Genomic DNA, 19,130 nt, shown 5'->3' with positions numbered 1-19,130 from the left:
AATGAACATCGCGCCCCGTCGAGACGGGGCGCGATGTTCGTGCGGGGGCGCGATCAGCGCCGAGGCAGACCCTAGCTGCGAGCCGACTTGCGGCCGGTGACGCGCAGGTAGATGAACAGCACGATGATCGCGCCGATGATCGAACCGATGATGCCGGCCGGCTGGAAGAAGCCGTCCATCGGGTCGTGCTGGAAGATCAGGAAGCCGAGGAAGCCCCCGACGAACGAGCCGATGATGCCGATCAGGATGGTCATCGGGATCGAGATGTGCTGCTTGCCGGGCATGACCAGTCGCGCGATGGCGCCGGCGATGAGTCCGATGATGATCAAGCTGATGATGAGACCGAGCACGGTGTCCTCCTCGTGGGTGCGGTTGCCGCGGCATGGTTGCCGGAGTCAGGGCCGACGTCCCATCGAACACGTCAACCGCTCGACGCGGCCAGGAGTGCGCGGACTGGCTGATCCGACGACGTGTCAGTCGAGGGAACGGCGGAGCCAGCGCTCGACACCCTCGACGTGCGACACGACGAGCGCCTGCACGAGCTGGGGGTCCCGGCGACGGATGGCGTCGACGATCGCGGCGTGCTCGTCGAGGGTGCGCTGGACGGAGCCGTTCTGAGTGAGGCCGCGCCAGACCCGCACGCGCACGGTCTTGCTCGACAGGGCGTCGAGGAGCCCGGACAGGTACTGGTTCCCGCCGATGCCCGCGATCGTGGAGTGGAAGAGCAGGTCGTGCGCGACGAGGTCCTCGACGCCGGTGTCCTCGCCCACCGAGCCCATGAGCGTGGCGAGTTCGTCGATCTGCTGCTCGGAGGCGCGGGCGGTGGCGAGCACGGCGGACGCGGGCTCCAGGATGCGACGGACCTCCAGCAGGTCGACGAGCGAGCGGTCGTGGTGCATGTCGACGACGAACGACACCGCCTCGAGCAGGACGGAGGGCTCGAGCGAGGTCACGTAGGTGCCGTCGCCGCGTCGGACGTCGAGCACGCGGATGAGTTCGAGGGCCTTCACCGCCTCGCGGAGACTGTTCCGGGAGAGCCCGAGAGACTCGCTGAGTTCCTTCTCGGGCGGGAGGCGCTGGCCGGGTTTGAGCTCGCCGGTCACGATCATCTGCTGGATGCGCGCGATCGCGTCGTCGGTCAGCGAAGCCATGGCGATCCCTCCACCCGGCCACGCTGGGTCGGGATGGCTCGACGATACCGGCACCGAGCCTCCCGACCGGTGTTCTCCGGCATCAGGCTGGTCGGAGCCGGAGCGCCTGCATCCCGCCGTCGACCGCCAGGTCGACGCCCGTCGTGGACCGGGCGAGCGGACTCGTCAGGTAGGCGACGGCCTCGGCGACCTCCTCCGGCGCGACCAGGCGCCCGTGGGGTTGGCGTGCCTCGAGTGCGGCGCGTTCGGCTGCCGGATCGGCGGCGGTCGACAGCAGCCGTGCGACCCACGGCGTGTCCGCGGTGCCCGGGTTCACGGCGTTGACCCTGATGCCCTCGCGGATGTGGTCGGCGGCCATCGCGCGGGTGAGTGCGGCGATGGCGCCCTTCGTCGCGGAGTACAGCGCGCGCTGGGGGAGTCCGGCGGTCGCGGCGATCGAGCAGGTGTTCACGATGCTGGCGTCCCCCGATGCGCGGAGGTGCGGCAGCGCGGCACGGGAGAGTCGGACGACGCCGAGGACGTTGACCTCGTACACGTGGCGCCACTCGTCATCGGGGTTGTCCTCGACCGTGCCCTGCGCGCCGATGCCGGCGTTGTTCACGAGGACGTCGAGTCCGCCGAGCTGCTCGACCGCGGTGGCGACGGCCGCGCGGACGCTCTCGTCGTCGCCGACGTCACACGGGACGGCGATCGTGCCGTCGGTGACCCCGGACGTCTGCAGATCGAGCACGGCGACCGTCGCGCCGCGTTCCTGCAGCGCCGACGTGATCGCCGCGCCGATGCCCGAGGCGCCGCCCGTCACGATCGCACGGAGCCCCTCGTGCGAGCCGGGCATCAGGCGGCCCCGATCGTCTGCCGCTGGGCGCCGAGGCCGTCCGCGGTGAGCTCGACGACGTCGCCCGGCTGCAGGTACGGGGCGTGCCCGGCCAGCGCGACGCCGGCGGGCGTCCCGGTGCTGATGACGTCGCCCGGGTACAGGACCATGAACTGGGAGAGGTACCGGACGATCTCCGCCGGGCGGAACACCATGTCGGCGGTCGTTCCGTCCTGGCGGACCTCGCCGTTCACGCTGAGCCGCAGGGCGATGGCGTCCGGGGACACCTCGTCCGGCGTGACGAGCCACGGGCCGAGCGGGTTGAACGTCTCGCAGGACTTCCCCTTGTCCCACTGCCCGCCGCGCTCGAGCTGGAACTCGCGTTCGGAGACGTCGTTCGCGATGGCGTAGCCCGCGATGTGCGTCGCCGCCTCGTCCTCGGACTCGCAGTACCGCGCCATCGTGCCGATCACGACGGCCAGCTCGATCTCCCAGTCCGTCTTCGTGCTGTTCCGTGGGACCAGGACCTCGTCGTCCGGGCCGATCACGGTCATCGGGTCCTTCATGAACACGATCGGCTCGGTGGGGATGTCGGCGCCGGTCTCGGCAGCGTGGTCGCGGTAGTTCAGGCCGATGCAGACGACCTTGCCCGGGCGGGCGACGGGCGCTCCGCGGCGCAGGCCGTCGGCGTCGGGCACCGGCTGCAGGTCGCCGGCGCTGCGGGCGTGCTGCACGCGGCCGACCGGGTCGGACGACAGGAAGGCGCCGCTGATGTCGGTGGTGATCGGCCGGAGGTCGAGGGCCTCGCCGTCGGAGTCGATGGCCACGGGGATCTCGCGTCCCAGGGGGCCGAGTCGTGCGAACTTCATCGTTCCTCGCTCTCTGCGCTGCGCCGATGCAGCGGGCAGTGCAGACATCCTATGTCTGGGGCTGTGCTCCGGCAAGGTACACGCGCTCAGCCGTGCCGCCGAACACCGCCTCGCGCTCGGTGTCGGACAGGTCCGCGAGGGCGTCGGCTGTCGTGCGCAGGGTGGTGCGGTAGTCGGCGGCCAGGGTCGAGACCGGCCAGTCGGAGCCCCACATCGACCGGTCGGTGCCGAAGGTGTGCACCGTCTCCCGTACGTACCGGTCGACGGGGCGGTTCCGCCAGTCCCCGCCGGCTTCGGTGAGGAGGCCGGAGACCTTGCACGCCACGTTCGGCCGGGTGGCGAAGTCCCGCATGCGTGCCCGCCAGGCGGTCGCCGTGGCGGTGCCGTCGTGCGCGATGTCGGGCTTGCCGGCGTGGTCGAGGACGAAGACGCCGTCGGGGACCGCGTCGACGAGGGTGAGGGCTGCGGCGTGCTCTCTGGCTCCGCGGATCAGGAGGTCGAATGCCAGTCCTGCCGCGGCAACGGCCCGCACGCCGCGGATGACGTCCTCGCGTGCGAGCCAGGACGGGTCCGGCTCGTCCTGCGCCTGGTGCCGGATGCCGACGAGCGGCGGGTGCGACCCGCGCTGCCGCGACCCGTGCTGCGGCGCCCCCGCTGTGGCCGTGCGGAGCGCCGCGAGTCGATCTGCCACGTCCGGCGCGGTCAGGTCGACCCATCCCACGACGCCGACGACGGGCTCCTGCTGCGCGAGGAGCCACGCGGTCTCGCCCGGGTCGTGCACGGCCTGCACGACGATCGTCGCCGTGACACCGGCCGGGGCCGTGACCGCGCGGAGGTCCGACGCGTCGAACCGGCGACGGATCGGCGCGACGGAGTCGTCCATCCAGGGGTACGTCCGGTCGGCGGGGTCCCAGAGGTGCTGGTGAGCGTCGATGATCACGCGCTCATCATGCCCGATTCATCCGATGTCCGCGTGGGCCGAGACTCACGGAGCCCGCGCCGAGACTCGGTCTGAGCGACACTTTTCGCGCTCGAACGCCCGAGAGCTGTCGCTCAGCCCGAGTCTCGGGCTGGCCGGCCCCGGTCAGACGGCGCCGGACGCCTCGAGCTCGGCCTGCAGCTCGGCGTCGGACGGCTCCACGAAGTGCTTGCCGTTGGGCAGCACCACGACGGGGATGTTCTTGCGCCCGCTGATCGCCTCGGCACGCGAGGCTCCCGACGGCTCCGCCTCGACGTCCACGTAGGTGTACTCCACACCGAGCTTGTCGAGCAGCGCCTTCGAACGTCGGCAGTCGCGGCACCAGTCCGCGCCGAACATCGTCACCTGGTCGAATGTCTCATCGCTCATACCCAGACACTACGTCCGGAGCGCAGGAGACATTCCTCAGGTCGGGCACCGATCCGGGCACGGCGCGGGCCGGCGATGCACGATGGTCCCATGTCCACGGCCAGCGAACCCGTCGCCCACCCGCACCACCGCCGTGGTTGGTGGTGGAAGACGCTGCTCGTCGGCTTCGTGCTCTGGGTGGTGACGATCGTCGTCACCGTGTACACGAGCAACACCAACCTGGTGCCGACGATCATCCTGCTCGGCAGCTTCCTCGTGCCCTTCACCGTGGTCCTCTTCGTCATCGAACGGGTCACCGGCACGGTGAGCACGATGCAGCTCGTCACGGCGTTCTTCGTCGGCGGCATCCTCGGGGTCCTCGGGGCGTCGCTGCTCGAGTCGGACCTGCAGCAGAACGCGCTGGTCTACCTCGTGGTCGGGTTCGTGGAGGAGTTCGTCAAGGGCGTGCTCCTCGTGGTCGTCGGATGGCGCGTCCGCCCGAAGACGGCTCGGCAGGGAGCCCTGCTCGGCGCGACCGTCGGCGCCGGGTTCGCCGCGTTCGAGTCCGCCGGGTACGCCTTCAACGCCGCGATCACCTCGCGGGGGATCGACCTGGTGTCGCTGCTGCAGACCGAGGTCCTCCGCGCGATCCTCTCCCCGGTCGGCCACGTGCTCTGGACCGCGATCCTCGGGGCGGTGCTGTTCGGTGCCGCGCACGGTCGGCCGCGGTTCCGCTGGGCCTGGAGCATCCTCGTCACCTACGTCGTCGTCGCGCTGCTCCACGGGCTCTACGACTCGAACTCCACGATCTCGACCCTCCTCGCGTTCCTCATCACCGGCACGCCGATCTCCGTGGCGCAGAACGGCGCGGTGCCGGCGTCGATCGTGGGGCTCTCGTCGACGCTGTACCTCGTCGGACTCGCGATCGTCTCCGCGATCGGCGTCGCCGTGCTGATCGGGATCCAGGTGCACTACCGCAAGCGCACGCGACAGCTCGGTGCCCCCGCCGCGCCGGGCTGGGCGGACGCCCCGCGCCCCGACGTGCTCCGCTGAGACCGCGACCGCTGAGACGGACCGACCGGCCACCGCACGGCTCTACCCTGGGACCATGCCGCTGCGCTCCGATCCCGACACCGCGGCCTGGGCATCCGCGGCCGTCCGGCACTTCGCGCGGACGACCAACATGCTCGTCGCCGCACGCCGCTTCCGGATCGTCGGGGGCGAGCGCGGTGACGTCGCCGCGCTGGACGCGCTGCTGACCGGTCTCGGCGCGCTCCGCGCGGACGAGCACGAGCCGATCGACCAGCTCTGGTGCCTCGGCACGCCGGAGCACAGCACGCCCGTCATCGAGCGGGAGTCCGACCGCCCCCGCGGCGCGACCCTGATCGTGATCGACGCCGGCCGGCACGCCCCCGCAGTCGACGAGGACGCGTTCGGCCCCGTCGCCCCCGCCCGACCCGGCGTGCTCGGCGTGCCGATGACCTCCGACGACGTGTTCCTGGTCTCGTCGGGCCGCGACCCCGAGGCCGCCCCCGCCGCCGAGGCCCGCCTGCGCTGGGCGCGCCGCTCGATGCCGGTCTCCCGCGCCGTCGCCGCCGAGCTCCGCGACGGCGGACTCCTCCGTGGCACCCGCATCGGCGTCGCGATGTTCCTCGAGCCGAAGACCGCCGTGCTGAGCCTGCTGCTCCGCGACGCCGGCGCCGAGGTCGTCGTCTACGCCCACGCCGACGAGACCGACGACGCCGTGGCTGACGCCCTCCGGAACGCGGGACTGACGGTCCACGCCAGCAGCACCGCGACGCTCGCGGAGCAGAAGGCGCTCGCACTCGCGATGCTCGACACCCGCCCGCACATCGTGCTCGACGACGGCTCGCACCTGATCCGCCTCGCACACCAGGAGCATCCCGACCTCCTGCCGACGATGCTCGGTGCCGCCGAGGAGACGACGAGCGGCCTCCGGCCCCTGCGCGTGATGGCCGAGCGCGGCCGGCTCGGCATCCCCGTGGTCGCGGTGAACGACGCCCGCACGAAGACGTTCTTCGACAACCGGTACGGCACCGGGCAGTCGACGGTGTTCGCGGCGCTCGACCTGGTCGACGGGCTCCCGACCGCCGTCGCGCACCGGATCCGGTCGGGAGGCTCGGCAACGGTCGCCGGGTACGGCCACGTCGGCGAGGGGGTCGCCATGGTGCTCCGCGCGCTCGGCTTCACGGTGACGGTCGCCGAGACGGACCCGGTCCGCGCCCTGCAGGCGCTGTTCGCCGGGCACGCCGTCGCCCCGCTCGCCGACGCCGTGCAGCACGCGGACCTCGTGATGAGCGCGACGGGCGTCCGCGACACGATCTCGGTCGACGTCCTGCGCTCCTGCGCTCCCGATGCGGTCGTCGCCGTCGCGGGCGGCGTCGACCAAGAGGTGGCGATCGACGACGCGCTGAGGGCCGGCGCCTCCCGGTCGACGATCGGACCGCAGGCGGAACGGTTCACGTTCCCGGACGGCCACGGCGTCGTGGTGCTGGACGACGGCGGGTGCATCAACATCACCGCTGCCGAGGGCAACCCCGTCGAGATCATGGACCTGTCCTTCGCGGCGCAGCTCGGCGCCGTGCGGATGCTGCTCGAGCGCGGTGACGAGCTGCCGCGCGCCGTCGTGCCCATCGACCCCGCGGTGGACGAGGCGACCGCCCGCGCGGCGCTGGCCGCCTTCGGGAGCCGAACCGAGCCTCCCGGCAGCCTCGCCGCACAGCCCGCCGAACGCGAGCCGGACGTCCGGACCCGCCGTTTCGGAGACCCTGCATGAGCGAGCTGCAGACCACCGTCCACTCGGCGCGCATCGTCGTGCCGATGACCGCGCCGCCGATCGCGGACGGCGCGGTCGCGGTCCGCGACGGACGCATCCTGCACGTCGGCGAGCGTGCCTGGGTCGTCGACCAGCTGGACGGCACGACGTTCACCGAGCGGCGGTGGAAGGGGGCGCTGCTCCCCGGGCTCGTGAACGCCCACTCCCACCTGCAGTACACCGGCATGGCCAGTGTCGGACGGGGCCAGTACCGCGGATTCGAGGACTGGGCCGCGGCGTTCAACGAGGAGTACGCCGAACCGCACGACTGGCGGGCCGAAGCTGCCGACGGGGCTGCGCAGTCGATCGTGGCGGGGGTGACGAGCATCGCGGACATCGTCACGGACATCGAGGCCGCCACCGCGCTCGAGACGTACGGCCTCGGCGGGATCGCCTACTGGGAGGTGATGGACTGGGAGAACGCGGCGTGGCAGGAGCACGGGCGCGACCAGGTGCTCGACGAACTCGCCCGGATCCCGACGACGCCGGGTGCAGGACTCTCCCCGCACGCGCCGTACTCGCTCGACGTCGCGCCGCTCCTCGAACTGCCGGACATCGTCCGCCAGCGCGGGCTCCGGTTGCACCTGCACCTCGGGGAGGCGGCGTTCGAAGGGGAGCGCCTCGCCACGTCGCCCGAGCACGGATCCGACTGGCACCTCGCGAACGTGCCGTCGTTCCGAGCGATGCGCGCGCTCGGGTTCGGCGCGAGCGCGACGTCGTTCGTGGACCGGCTCGGCGTCCTCGGGCCGGACTGCCACATCGCCCACGGCGTCTACATGACCGCCGCCGACCGAGCCCTGCTCCGCGCCCGCGGCACCGCCGTCGCGCTCTGCCCGCGCTCGAACGCCGTCATCGGCCTCGACCCGCCGCCCGTCGCGGACTACCTCCGCGAGGGGAGCCCGATCGCGATCGGGACGGACTCGTTGTCCTCGTCGCCGTCCCTCGACCTGATGGCCGACGTCACCGCGCTGCACCGGATCGCCCGCGCGCAGGGCTACGGCGACCACGACCTGCACGAGCGACTGCTCGCGGCGGCCACACTCGGTGGAGCGCACGCGATGGGGCTCGCCGTCGGCCCGGACCGGATCGGGCACCTCGCCGTGGGGGCCAGAGCGGACCTCGCCGTCTTCGACGTGGACGCCCGCACGGTGCCGGACGCGCTCGCCGAGCTCGTCGAGGACGGCGCCGGACGGGCCGCGGCGACGGTGATCCGGGGGCGTGTGCGAGCGGAGGACGGCCGTCTCGCAGACGACGGCCGGCTCGCGGACGACGGCCGTCTCGCGGGATGATGGTGCGATGAACGGGCAGATGGCACGACGGACGGTCGACGGCGAGATCATCGAGTGGCTGGACGTCCCGAAGCGGGCCGCGGCACTCGGGATGGAGCCGCACCCGGAGGGCGGCTGGTACGTCCGCACCTGGACCTCGCCCGCGACGGTGTCGACCCCGGCGGGCGAGCGGCCGGCCGCGACGCTCATCCACTTCCTCCTGCCCCCGGGTGAGGCGTCCGCGTGGCACCGGGTCACGAGCGACGAGATCTGGATGTGGCACGGGCCGGACTCGGTGGTCCTCGAGCTCGGCGGCGACGGTGAGCAGCCGGAACCGGGCGCGCAGATCACCCTCGGTGCCGATGCCGGCCGCGACCGGGTGAACGACGCGCAGGCGTTCGTCCGCGGTGGCGTGTGGCAGCGGACGCTCCCCGGTGACGGCGAGGTCCTGCTGAGCTGCCTGGTGTCGCCGGGGTTCTCGTTCGAGGACTTCACCCTGGCCGACTGAACCGGCAGCGTCGCGTGCCGGCGGCGGGGTCGCTCGATGACGGGCCGGGTCGCGGTGGTGTACCAGTTCCCCGTACGATTCTCCCTGCCCCCACCCCCTGCACGAAGGCCCGACCGTGACTCGTTCCCTCCGCATCTCCATCGCCGTCGCGACCGCCGCGGTCGCCGCCCTCGCCCTCTCGTCCTGCGCATCGGGGAGCGGGAACAGCGCCGACGGCACGGTCGCCGACGGCAAGCTGACGATCGCGACCGGGCAGCCCGCGTACTCGCCCTGGGTCGAGGACAACAAGCCGCAGTCCGGCAAGGGATTCGAGTCGGCCGTGGCGTACGCCGTCGCGAAGGAGATGGGCTACGCGAAGTCGGACGTCGTCTGGAAGCGCAGCACCTTCGACAGCGCGATCGCTCCCGGACCGAAGGACTGGGACCTCAACATCCAGCAGTTCTCGATCGACGCCAAGCGCAAGAAGGCCGTCGACATGTCCTCGGCGTACTACACGACCACACAGGCCGTCGTCACGACCTCGGGGTCGAAGGCCGTCGACGACACCACGGTCGACTCCCTCAAGAAGGACGCGATCGGTGTCGCGACCGGTTCGACGAGCATCGCCAGCGTGAAGGACGTCCTCGGGGTCACCCCGCAGGTGTTCAACTCGAACGACGACGCCGTGCTCGCGCTGAAGTCCGGCCAGATCGACGCGATCGTCACCGACCTGCCGACGGCCTTCTACATGGCGGCGGCGCAGCTCGACGACGGCACCGTGTCCGCGCAGTTCCCGGCGGACGGCAAGGGCGACCAGTTCGGGTTCGTGCTGCCGAAGGGCTCCGAGCTCACGAGCAAGGTCGACAAGGCGCTGCAGACGCTCGACGACGACGGCACACTCAAGCAGCTCCAGACGAAGTGGCTGTCGTCCGAGACGAACACCCCCGTCCTGAAGTAGCGCAGGTGACGGTCCCCACAGCCGTCACGGCGGCTCCCAGTCAGGTCGAGCTCGAGCGGCGGATCTACCGTCGACAGCGCGGGCGTCGAGCGGTCCTCGCATCCGTCGTGTCGACGGTCGTCGTGCTGGTGGTCGTCTACTTCGGCGTCGTGAACACCCCGGGGTGGGCTGCGGTCCAGCAGTCGTTCTTCGACCCGGGCACCGCCGTGTCGACGTTCCCGGACATCCTGCTCGGCCTGTGGCTGAACATCCGGATCCTGTTCTTCGCCGCCATCGGCGTCGCGGTGTTCGGCACGCTGCTCGCCGTCGTCCGGGGTCTGCGCAACCCGGTGTTCTTCCCGTTGCGGATGGTCGCCACCGGGTACACCGACCTGTTCCGCGGGCTGCCGCTCATCATCGTGCTGTACCTCGTCGGCTACGGAATCCCCGGGCTCGGGATCTTCCCGCGCCTGCCCGCCGAGGTCTGGGGCACGGTCGCGATCATCCTGACGTACTCGTCGTACATCGCCGAGGTGCTCCGCGCCGGCATGGAGGCCGTGCACCCGTCGCAGCGGCTCGCCGCCCGGTCGCTCGGGCTGTCGCACGCGCAGACGCTGCGGCTCGTCGTGATGCCGCAGGCGATCCGCAAGGTCACGCCGGCGCTCATGAACGACTTCGTGTCGATGCAGAAGGACGTCGGTCTGGTGTCGATCCTCGGCGCGGTCGACGCCGTCCGCTCGGCGCAGATCGCCCAGGCGGAGACCTACAACTTCACGCCGTACTTCGTCGCGGGTCTGCTGTTCGTCGTGATCAGCCTGCCGCTCATCCGCGTCACCGACGCCATCGCCCGCCGGCAGCAGCGCCGCGAGCAGATCGGGGGCACCGTATGACCGCCGTGCTCGAGCTCCAGGGACTCCGCAAGTCCTTCGGTGACCAGGAGGTCCTGCGCGGCATCGACCTCACCATCGACCGGCACGAGGTCATCTGCGTCATCGGTGCGTCCGGCTCCGGCAAGTCCACGCTGCTCAAGACGGTGAACCTCCTCGAGGGCATCGACGACGGGCAGATCTTCCTGCAGGGTGCCGACATCTCGGACCCGCGCGTGGACGTCGACGCCACCCGCGCCCGGATCGGCGTGGTGTTCCAGCAGTTCAACCTGTTCCCGCACATCACCGTGCTCGACAACGTGACGCTCGCGTCGCGGAAGGTGCACGGCGTCCCGCGCGCCACCGCCGAGGCAACCGCACGCCGGCTGCTCGACCGGATCGGGCTCGGGGACTTCGCCGGTGCGTACCCGGACCGGCTCTCGGGCGGGCAGCAGCAGCGTGTCGCGATCGTTCGGGCCATCGCGTCGGAGCCGGAGCTGCTGCTCCTCGACGAGGTCACGAGTGCCCTGGACCCGATGCTCGTCGGCGAGGTGCTCGATCTCGTCACCGAGCTGAAGCGCCAGGGTTCCACGATCCTGATGACGACGCACGAGATGCACTTCGCGCGGAACGTCGCCGACCGCATCGTGTTCCTGCACCGCGGTGAGGTCGTCGAGCAGGGCACTCCCGCCGAGGTTCTCGACGCTCCCACGCACCCGGCGCTGGTCGAGTTCCTCTCCCGCGTCGGCGCGTAGCGCGCGCTGGTCGCGACCGCCTGGAGGCCCGTCACCGGTCCGCCGGACCGCCGCCGGGCCTCCGGTCAGTGCGTTCCAGCCACTCGCCGCGCCCGCGCCGTCCGCGCCGGCTCGCACCCCCGGACGGACATCGCGCTCCGTCGGGACGGGGCGCGATGTCCGCAACGGGGTGCGAAGCGTCAGGCGACGGGAGCCGGCTCCGGCGCGCCCAGGGGCGCGACCGCCGCCACCGGCTCCGCCGACGCCACCCCGCGCCCGGCGGGCAGGAACACCGCCACCAGGGCCGACACCGCGACCACCGCTGCCCCGACGAGCACGGCTGGCTGTGCCGCGTCGACGTAGCCCGTCGGTGTGAGCTGCCCACCGGCCCCGGTGAACACCGCGGTCAGCACGGCGATGCCCAGGGCCACGCCGATCTCCCGCAGCGTGGAGTTCGAGCCGGAGGCCTTCGCGTGGTCCTCCTGCGGCATCCGGGCGAGCACCGCGGTCGAGATCGGCCCGAAGACCGCGCCCATCCCGATGCCGGCGAGCAGGAAGCCGGGGAGCAGGCCCGTGAACGTCACGTCGGCGGACATGGCGCCGGCGATCCAGAACAGTCCGGCCGACAGGAACGCCATGCCACCGGCGATGAGCACGCGGGTGCCGATCCGCGGTGCGACCATGCCCGCGAGCGGCGCGACCACCATCGGCGCGAGGGTCCACGGCATCGTCCAGACTCCGGCCTCGAGCGGGGAGCGGCCCTGCACGACCTGCAGGAACTGGATGAGGATGAACACCGCACCGAACGCCCCGAACGAGAACGTCATCGCGACGATGTTCGCGAGCGTGAAGCTGCGGTCGCGGAAGAAGCGGAGCGGCAGGAGCGGTGCGTCGGTCGTGGCCTGGCGCACGACGAACGCCACGAGCAGCAGGCCGCCGCCGACGAGTCCGGCGAGGACTTCGAACGAGGCCCACCCGGCGTCGTTGCCCCTGACGATGCCGAACACGACACCGAGGACCCCGAGCCCGGCGAACACCACGCCGAGGACGTCCGCGCGGACCCGGGCACCGAGGGTGTTCGGCAGTGCGAGCAGTGCCAGCGGGATCGCGATGATCCCGACGGGGACGTTGAGCCAGAAGATCGCCTGCCAGCTCCAGCCCTCGACGACCGCGCCGCCGATGAGGGGACCGAGCGCGACGCCGAGGCCCGAGATCCCGCCCCACGCGCCGATCGCGACGGTGCGGGTGCGGTCGGGGACGCTGCCGACGAGCAGGGTGAGCGAGAGCGGCATGATCGCCGCCGCTCCGGCGCCCTCGACGGCACGCCAGACGATGAGCGCGGTGGGGTCGGTGCTCATCGCGGCGAAGGCCGACGAGATCGTGAACACGGTGATGCCCGCGACGAAGAGGTGCCGTCGGCCGAGCCGGTCGCCGAGTCCGACGGCGAGGAGCATCAGCGCGGCGAAGGCGAGTGTGTACGCGTTGGTGATCCACTGCAGCTCCTCGACGGAGGCGCCGAGATCCGCGTGGACGGCGGGGAGCGCGCTCGTCACGACGAGGTTGTCGAGGGTCGCCATGAACATCGGGAGGGACGCGGCGGTGATCGCCAGCCAGACGGGGATGCGTCGTTTCATCGGGAGGGGTCCGTTCTGAGGTAATCGGATGATTACTAACGATGGCGACTGTAGTAATCGACTGATAACCTGTCAACCATGACTTCTGGAGCAGATGCCGCAGTGTCGCGGACCGGACGGATGCCGGCTGCCGAACGCCGCGCGATGATCCTCGACGCCGCGCGGGACCTGTTCGGCCGACAGGGCTACCACGGCACGACGACGGACCAGATCGCGAAGGCCGCCGGCATCAGCCAGCCGTACGTGGTCCGGATGTTCGGGGCGAAGGAGACACTCTTCCTCGAGGTGCTCGACGCCACGCTCGCCACGCTCGTCGACGCCTGGCGGGAGACGCTCGACGGACTGCCGCCCGGTGCGGACGAACACGAGCGGGCGCGCGCGATCGGGGAGCGGTTCGTCGACCTCGCCGCGACGCGCGGACTGCACACGATGCTCCTGCAGGCGTTCGTCTCCGGCGCCGAGCCTGCCATCGGCCGGGCTGCCCGTGAGGGGTTCCTCGGCATCTACCGGTTCCTGCGTGACGAGGCCGGCATCCCCGACGAACAGGTCCAGGGCTTCCTCGGCTCCGGGATGATCTTCAGCGTGATGCTCGCGATCGACATGCCGGCCCGCTTCGACGACGACGAGGACGCGGCGGCGCTGCTCCGCGCGACGTTCGGCGAGAAGTGCATGCAGGTCGTCGCGTTGGCGCGCGCAGCGGCCTGACCGCAACCGCCTGGAGGCCCGGTGCCGGTCCGCCGGACCGGCACCGGGCCTCCAGGCGGTTCCCGGCGCGCGTCAGGCCTGTAGCAGGAGCTTGCCGATGACCTCGCCCGCCGCCATGCGGCGGTGCGCTTCGCCCGCCTCGGCGAGCGGCAGCACGGCGTCGACCACCGGACGCACGCGACCGTCGGCGACGAACGGCCACACGTTGTACCGGACGGCCTCGACGATGGCGGCCTTCTCGGCGAGCGGCCGCGCGCGGAGCGTCGTCCCGCTGATCGTCGCCCGCTTGCGCATGAGCAACCCGAACGGCAGCGGTGCCTCGGTCCCGCTGCCCGACGCGATCACGGCGACGTGCCCGTTCGGCGCGAGGACCTCGAGGTTCCGCGCCAGGTAGTCCGGTCCCACCACGTCGAGCACGACGTCGACGCCCCGACCGTCGGTGAAGTCGAGCGCACAGGCGACGAAGTCCTCGGAGCGGTGGTCGATCACCAGGTCCGCACCGAGGGCACGCGAGGCGGCCACCTTGCGGTCGCCGCCGGACGTCGCGATCACCGTCGCGCCGAGCGCCTTCGCCCACAGGACGGCGTGTGACCCCATGCCGCCGGTGCCTCCGTGCACCAGCAGCGTCTGCCCCGGACGGAGCCCCGCGAGCATGCCGATGTTGGAATACACGGTGCACGCTGCTTCCGGCAGTGCAGCGGCCTCCACGAGGTCGACGCCGTCCGGCACCGGGAGCAGCTGCGTGGCGGGGACGACCACGTGCGTCGCGTACCCGCCGCCGGCGAGGAGCGCGCAGACCCGGTCGCCGACGGCCCAACCAGAGACGCCGTTGCCGAGCGCGCGGATCGTGCCGGACACCTCCAGCCCCAGGATCTCGGACGCTCCAGGAGGAGGCGGGTAGTTCCCCTGCCGCTGCTGCAGGTCGGCGTTGTTCACCCCGGCTGCCGCCACCTCGACGAGCACCTCGCCGTCGGAGGGCGTCGGGTCGGGGAGGTCGGTCAGGGAGAGTGCGTGCTCGTCGTACGTGATGGCCTGCATGCCCACGACGGTACGCGGCGACGTCATCCGGCGGTGGTGCGGACCCGACACCCTCGCCATCCGACCCTGTGGGTTTCCCATGTACGCTCGGTCGCGCATCCGTGTTCCCGCGAGGGACACGTCATCAGACCCTGGGGGATCACCATGCAGAAGTTCGCCGCACTCACCACAGCCGCCGTCGCCGTCGTCCTGCTCGCTGGATGCGCGTCCGGCGGAGCCGGCAGCGGATCGACGCCGACGCCGAAGGCGCAGACCAAGGCGCAGGCCTGCAAGACGCTGGAGAGCGACATGAAGTCGGTCTCCAGCGAGCTGCAGTCGCAGATGACGAAGATCCAGAGCGACCCGACCACCGCGGTCGCGAAGCTCAAGGAGTTCGACGGCAAGCTCAAGGCGGCCACCGACAAGGTGACGAACGAGGACGTCCACGACACGGCCTCCGGGTTCGAGCAGTCGTTCTCGAACCTCGTGTCGCAGCTCGAGGCCTACTCGAAGGACCCGCAGTCGGTGGACTCGACGAAGCTGCAGGACTCGATCACCGACGTCCAGAAGTCGACGCAGAAGATGAGCGAGGTCTGCGGCTGACGCCTCAGGCCGCAGCTGCCTGCGCGGCGTCGAGTCGCGCGATGTCCTCCGGTCGGAGCTTCACGGTCGCCGCGGTCACCGAGTTGAGGATCGACTGCGGCCGTGACGCGCCCGGGATCGGGATGACGACGTCGCTCTTCGCGAGCTCCCACGCCAGCGCGATCACCTGCGGGGTGACGCCCCGGTCCCGCGCGACGGTCGCGAAGTCCGCGTAGGTCGACCCGAGGTCCGCCGCTCCCGCGATGCCGCCGAGCGGGCTCCACGGCAGGAACGCGATGCTCATCTCGTCGCAGAGCTGGAGCTCGGCCTCGCTCGACCGGAACGCCGGCGAGAACTGGTTCTGCACGGACACGAGCCGTCCGTCGAGGACCTCGTTCGCGAGACGGATCTGGTCGACGTCGGCGTTCGAGATGCCGGCCATCCGGATCACGCCCTCGTCGAGGAGTTCGGCGAGTGCTCCGATCGAGTCCGCGTAGGGGACCGCCGGGTCCGGGCGGTGGAACTGGTAGAGGTCGATCGTCTCGACGCCGAGGCGCTTCGCAGAGGCCTTGGCCGCCTCCTTGAGGTACTCGGGGTGACCGTTCTGCGCCCACGCGCCCGGCTCCGGTCGGAGGTGCCCACCCTTCGTCGCGATGAGCACCTGGGACGCGTCGCCGTGGTACTCCCGCACCGCCCGGCCGATGAGCTCCTCGTTGTGCCCGACCTCGTCGTGTGCGGCCAGGTGGTAGGCGTCCGCGGTGTCGATGAGCGTCACGCCGGCCTCGAGTGCCGCGTGGATCGTCGCGATCGCCTGGCGCTCGTCCGGTCGTCCCTCGATGGACATCGGCATGCCGCCGAGTCCGATCGCGCTGACGTTGGTGTCCCCGATGGTTCGCTGCTTCATCCGCCCAGCATGCGCCGATGCTCGATGGCCGGACTCAGGAGGCCTGTCGAGCCCACGCCGGAGCGTGCTCGGGGAGCGGCCCGAACGCGATCCCGCGTGCGTAGACCCCGCTGGCCGGCGGCACGTACTTCGCCAGCAGGACCGGCAGCAGCGGCGGTCCGTCCTGCAGCTTCCCCGCGAACGCGCGCTCGAACACGATGCGGTGCAGTGCACGTTGCGCGCCCTGCACCAGCACCGCCGGCGGGGTCCTGCGGCGTTCGACCGCGGCGAGGGTCCGGTTCAGGGCCCGTCCGCGCACACCCCCGACGACCGCCGGCGCCAGGATCGCGGCCGTCGCGACGGCGTCCTGCACCGCGAGGTTGATCCCGACCCCGCCGGCCGGCGACATCGCGTGCGCGGCGTCACCGATGCACAGGAACCCCGGTCGCCACCACCGGCGCAGACGGTCCATCCGGACGTCGAGCACGTGCACGTCGTCCATCGACCCGATCGCGGACACCCGGTCGGCGAAGGACGGCCGGAGTCGTGCGACCCTGGCACGGAAGTCCTCGACCCCGCGGGCCCGGAGCGTGGCGTCCGACCCCTTCGGCGCGAAGTACGCGACCTGGTGGTAGTCGCGCCGCGGGAAGCTGAGCAGCACGTCGGTGCCGTCGAACGCGGGGACGAGTGCGGTCTCCGCGTCGCTCGGCTCCTTCGGCAGCCGGAACCACCAGGTGTCGAACGGCACGGGGAACTGCTTCGGGCGGAGGCCGGCAGCAGCGCGGAGGACGGAGTCGCGTCCGTCGCACGCGACCACGACGTCGGCGCGGAGCTCCTCGTGCTCGCCGTCACCGCGGTACGGGTGCAGGTGCACGCCGGCCACGACGCCGTTCTCGACGATCAGGGCCGACGCTGACTGCCCCATCGAGATCTCGAACGACGGCTCCTGGCGTGCTGCGCTGACGAGCATGTCGAGGAGGTCCCACTGCGGGACCATCGCCACGTGGTCGTACGGCGGGTCCAGGCGCGAGAAGTCGCCGAGCAGCAGCCGGGAGCCGTCCGGCATCGGCAGGGAGAAGTCGTCGAGCCGTGACTGCGGGATCGCCCGGAAGCGGTCGCCCAGTCCGAGCTCGTCGAGCAGACGGATCGTCGAGGCGTGCACCGTGTCGCCGCGGAAGTCGCGGTTGAAGTCGTCGCGCCTCTCCACGACGCGCACCCGGATCCCCGCCCGGGCGAGGAGCAGCCCGAGCACCACGCCGGCGGGCCCGCCGCCCACGATCGCGACCGTCGTCCGGCTCACCGTGACCATGGTGCAGACGGTACGCCCCACCGGACGGGAGGCTCGTGGCCAGTCCGCCACGAGCCTCCCGTCCGTCCCGTGACGGGGGTGGCGCGGGGCGCGAGTCAGGCGATGCCGCTGCTCGAGCTCGACGAGGGCGTGTCGTCCGCGGCGCCCGCGAACACGACGCCGCCCCACGTGATGCACGCCACCGCGAGCACGAAGCCGACCGCCGCGATCCACCACGACGTCCGGCGTCGGATCCAGGCACCGATCGCGAGCACCACCGTCGCGACGCCGATCACGAACGCGCCGCCGACCGCGAGCGCCGCGCCACCGAAGTACCCGCCGGGGGAGCACCCCGTGGCGGCGTCGCACGCCGCGGTCGCGGAGATCGTCGCGATCAGCCCGACGATCGCGGCGACGATGGTCATGAGCGCGCCGAACACCAGGAGCAGGATCGTGGTGATCCGGTCGGCGATCTTGCCGGGCGGGAACAGGGTCGTCGCGCCCTGCTGCCACTCGGTGGGCGTCGGGCGGCCCGGTGTGGGATCGGGTGCTGACCATGTCATCGCGGTACCCCTATCGTGCTTCGACGCCGAAGGCCTCGGCGAGTCGCTGGATCTTCTGCGCACGGCCGAGTCGCGGCAGGTCGGAGCCGTCGCGGATGACGCGCCCGCGCGCCTCGAAGTCGTCGAGGAAGTCCTGCGCCCAGGCGACGTCGGTCGGGGTGGGGGAGATGACCTCGTTGATGACCGGCAGCTGCTCGGTGTCGAGGCACAGCTTGCCGGTGAGCCCGAGGGACACGGCGACCTGCGACTGCTCGCGGAGGATCGGGTGCGACGAGCCGACCGTGGGGCCGTCGATCGGACCGGGCAGGTCGCCGACGCGGGACGCCACGACGAGCCGTGACCGCGGGTACGCCATCGCGAGCGTGTCCGCCGAGGTCCCGGTGTCGCGGCGGTAGTCGCCGCTGCCGAAGGCCAGCCGGAACGCGCCCTGCGCCCGGGCGATCGACGTCGCCTCCTCGATGCCGAGGGCGGACTCGACGAGGGCGATCACCGGCGTCTGTCCACCGAGTCGGTGCCAGGTGTCGGTGACCTGCGCGGGGCTCTCGGTCTTCGCGAGCATCACGCCCTGCAGACCGGGCAGCCCGCGGAGCTCCTCGACGTCGTCGGCCCAGAAGTCGGTCGTGACGTCGTTGATCCGCACCCAGGCGTCGCCGCCACCGGTCAGCCAGTCGGCCACGGTGGACCGTGCGGCGGGCTTCGCAGCGGGGTCGACGGCGTCCTCGATGTCGAGGATCACCTGGTCCGCGCGGGAACGGGTGGCGGACTCGAAGCGGTCGGACGCGGTCCCGGCGACGAGGAGCCACGAGCGCGAGATCTCGGCGGGGACCGATCGACGCCGCGACGGAGCGGCAGTGGGCGGGGCGGTGCGGTCGTCGATGGCCATGCCACGTTGGTACCACAGTCCGGGGTGGCGAACCGTCCGTGCGTCGCCCGATCTGCCCGAAACCTCGGTTCATTGCCAGAGACCACGGACGCTTCCGCTTACAGTGGGCGTTGTGTGGCGCGCGGACAGAGTGACCGGCGGCGAGGACGACGTGAACGACGACGTCTCCGCCGAGGTCACGCGCGCCTCGGGGGACGATCAGCACGTCGGGGGCGACCAGCGCGTCGGGGGCGACGAGCCGCACGACGACCAGCAGCAGCAGCACGGGCAGGACGAGACCACGAGC

Annotated in this window: 21 protein-coding genes; 9 read left to right on the top strand and 12 right to left on the bottom strand. The window is 71.7% G+C overall.

Annotated elements, in window-relative coordinates; translation table 11 throughout:
- Positions 1-71: 71 nt before the first annotated feature.
- The 6 genes from AAEP80_RS00290 to AAEP80_RS00265 all read right to left on the bottom strand — a co-directional run bounded on the left by AAEP80_RS00290 (position 72) and on the right by AAEP80_RS00265 (position 4,182).
- Positions 72-350 carry a GlsB/YeaQ/YmgE family stress response membrane protein gene (locus AAEP80_RS00290; protein WP_420365527.1) on the bottom strand — a complete coding sequence of 93 codons (279 nt, stop codon included), beginning with the start codon at positions 348-350 and terminating at the stop codon, positions 72-74.
- Between the two features lie 123 nt (positions 351-473).
- On the bottom strand, positions 474-1,151 hold the full coding sequence (locus AAEP80_RS00285; RefSeq protein ID WP_402727089.1) for a FadR/GntR family transcriptional regulator: 678 nt from the start codon (positions 1,149-1,151) through the stop codon (positions 474-476).
- An 82-nt stretch (positions 1,152-1,233) separates the two neighbouring features.
- Entirely contained in the window at positions 1,234-1,986 is a 753-nt protein-coding gene (locus AAEP80_RS00280; RefSeq protein ID WP_420365526.1) for an SDR family NAD(P)-dependent oxidoreductase, read from the bottom strand.
- Positions 1,986-2,834, bottom strand: coding sequence for a fumarylacetoacetate hydrolase family protein (locus tag AAEP80_RS00275; RefSeq protein ID WP_420365525.1), 849 nt, complete (start codon positions 2,832-2,834; stop codon positions 1,986-1,988). Before AAEP80_RS00275 ends, AAEP80_RS00280 begins: the two co-directional genes overlap by 1 nt.
- 49 nt (positions 2,835-2,883) lie before the next feature.
- A complete protein-coding gene (locus AAEP80_RS00270) occupies positions 2,884-3,774 on the bottom strand; it encodes an amidohydrolase family protein (RefSeq protein ID WP_420365524.1) in 891 nt (296 codons plus the stop codon).
- A 144-nt stretch (positions 3,775-3,918) separates the two neighbouring features.
- Positions 3,919-4,182 (bottom strand): glutaredoxin family protein, encoded by a 264-nt coding sequence (locus AAEP80_RS00265; protein WP_281265793.1) that lies wholly within the window; start codon positions 4,180-4,182, stop codon positions 3,919-3,921.
- 90 nt (positions 4,183-4,272) lie between these two features.
- On the opposite strand from AAEP80_RS00265, the gene AAEP80_RS00260 reads away from it, so the two are divergent.
- The 7 genes from AAEP80_RS00260 to AAEP80_RS00230 all read left to right on the top strand — a co-directional run bounded on the left by AAEP80_RS00260 (position 4,273) and on the right by AAEP80_RS00230 (position 11,310).
- A complete protein-coding gene (locus tag AAEP80_RS00260; protein ID WP_420365523.1) occupies positions 4,273-5,214 on the top strand; it encodes a PrsW family intramembrane metalloprotease in 942 nt (313 codons plus the stop codon).
- Positions 5,215-5,269: 55 nt separating this feature from the next.
- Entirely contained in the window at positions 5,270-6,958 is a 1,689-nt protein-coding gene (locus AAEP80_RS00255; RefSeq protein ID WP_420365522.1) for an adenosylhomocysteinase, read from the top strand.
- On the top strand, positions 6,955-8,286 hold the full coding sequence (locus AAEP80_RS00250; RefSeq protein ID WP_420365521.1) for an amidohydrolase family protein: 1,332 nt from the start codon (positions 6,955-6,957) through the stop codon (positions 8,284-8,286). The genes AAEP80_RS00255 and AAEP80_RS00250 overlap by 4 nt, the downstream gene beginning before the upstream one ends.
- A 7-nt stretch (positions 8,287-8,293) precedes the next feature.
- The gene (locus tag AAEP80_RS00245; RefSeq protein ID WP_413600957.1) at positions 8,294-8,773 is read left to right on the top strand and encodes a cupin domain-containing protein; all 480 of its coding nucleotides are present in this window, start codon (positions 8,294-8,296) and stop codon (positions 8,771-8,773) included.
- Between the two features lie 115 nt (positions 8,774-8,888).
- Positions 8,889-9,710: an ABC transporter substrate-binding protein gene (locus AAEP80_RS00240; protein ID WP_420365520.1), complete on the top strand. Its 822-nt coding sequence runs from the start codon at positions 8,889-8,891 to the stop codon at positions 9,708-9,710.
- Between the two features lie 5 nt (positions 9,711-9,715).
- Positions 9,716-10,579 carry an amino acid ABC transporter permease gene (locus AAEP80_RS00235; protein WP_420365519.1) on the top strand — a complete coding sequence of 288 codons (864 nt, stop codon included), beginning with the start codon at positions 9,716-9,718 and terminating at the stop codon, positions 10,577-10,579.
- Positions 10,576-11,310, top strand: coding sequence for an amino acid ABC transporter ATP-binding protein (locus AAEP80_RS00230; RefSeq protein ID WP_420365518.1), 735 nt, complete (start codon positions 10,576-10,578; stop codon positions 11,308-11,310). The genes AAEP80_RS00235 and AAEP80_RS00230 overlap by 4 nt, the downstream gene beginning before the upstream one ends.
- A gap of 179 nt (positions 11,311-11,489) precedes the next feature.
- Here AAEP80_RS00230 and AAEP80_RS00225 read toward each other — a convergent pair whose 3' ends face one another.
- Entirely contained in the window at positions 11,490-12,923 is a 1,434-nt protein-coding gene (locus AAEP80_RS00225) for a DHA2 family efflux MFS transporter permease subunit (RefSeq protein ID WP_420365517.1), read from the bottom strand.
- A 78-nt stretch (positions 12,924-13,001) separates the two neighbouring features.
- Here AAEP80_RS00225 and AAEP80_RS00220 point away from each other — a divergent pair, with 78 nt between their 5' ends.
- A complete protein-coding gene (locus AAEP80_RS00220; protein WP_420365516.1) occupies positions 13,002-13,628 on the top strand; it encodes a TetR/AcrR family transcriptional regulator in 627 nt (208 codons plus the stop codon).
- Between the two features lie 72 nt (positions 13,629-13,700).
- On the opposite strand, the gene AAEP80_RS00215 is transcribed toward AAEP80_RS00220, so the two are convergent.
- Positions 13,701-14,666 carry an NAD(P)H-quinone oxidoreductase gene (locus tag AAEP80_RS00215; RefSeq protein WP_420365515.1) on the bottom strand — a complete coding sequence of 322 codons (966 nt, stop codon included), beginning with the start codon at positions 14,664-14,666 and terminating at the stop codon, positions 13,701-13,703.
- A gap of 144 nt (positions 14,667-14,810) precedes the next feature.
- Between AAEP80_RS00215 and AAEP80_RS00210 the strand changes: the two genes are divergently transcribed.
- Entirely contained in the window at positions 14,811-15,248 is a 438-nt protein-coding gene (locus AAEP80_RS00210; protein WP_413600963.1) for a hypothetical protein, read from the top strand.
- A 4-nt stretch (positions 15,249-15,252) separates the two neighbouring features.
- Here AAEP80_RS00210 and AAEP80_RS00205 read toward each other — a convergent pair whose 3' ends face one another.
- From AAEP80_RS00205 to AAEP80_RS00190, 4 genes are all read right to left on the bottom strand, one after another.
- Entirely contained in the window at positions 15,253-16,131 is an 879-nt protein-coding gene (locus tag AAEP80_RS00205) for an aldo/keto reductase (protein ID WP_413600964.1), read from the bottom strand.
- A 34-nt stretch (positions 16,132-16,165) separates the two neighbouring features.
- On the bottom strand, positions 16,166-17,419 hold the full coding sequence (locus AAEP80_RS00200) for an FAD-dependent oxidoreductase (RefSeq protein ID WP_420365514.1): 1,254 nt from the start codon (positions 17,417-17,419) through the stop codon (positions 16,166-16,168).
- A gap of 95 nt (positions 17,420-17,514) precedes the next feature.
- A complete protein-coding gene (locus AAEP80_RS00195) occupies positions 17,515-17,961 on the bottom strand; it encodes a DUF6264 family protein (RefSeq protein WP_281265775.1) in 447 nt (148 codons plus the stop codon).
- A 10-nt stretch (positions 17,962-17,971) separates the two neighbouring features.
- Positions 17,972-18,844, bottom strand: coding sequence for an HpcH/HpaI aldolase/citrate lyase family protein (locus AAEP80_RS00190; RefSeq protein WP_420365513.1), 873 nt, complete (start codon positions 18,842-18,844; stop codon positions 17,972-17,974).
- Positions 18,845-19,130: the final 286 nt, after the last annotated feature.

Origin of the sequence: Curtobacterium sp. L3-7 (genome assembly GCF_048756585.1) — a bacterium.
GTDB lineage: Bacteria > Actinomycetota > Actinomycetes > Actinomycetales > Microbacteriaceae > Curtobacterium.
This window is presented reverse-complemented; position numbering and strand designations above follow the sequence as displayed.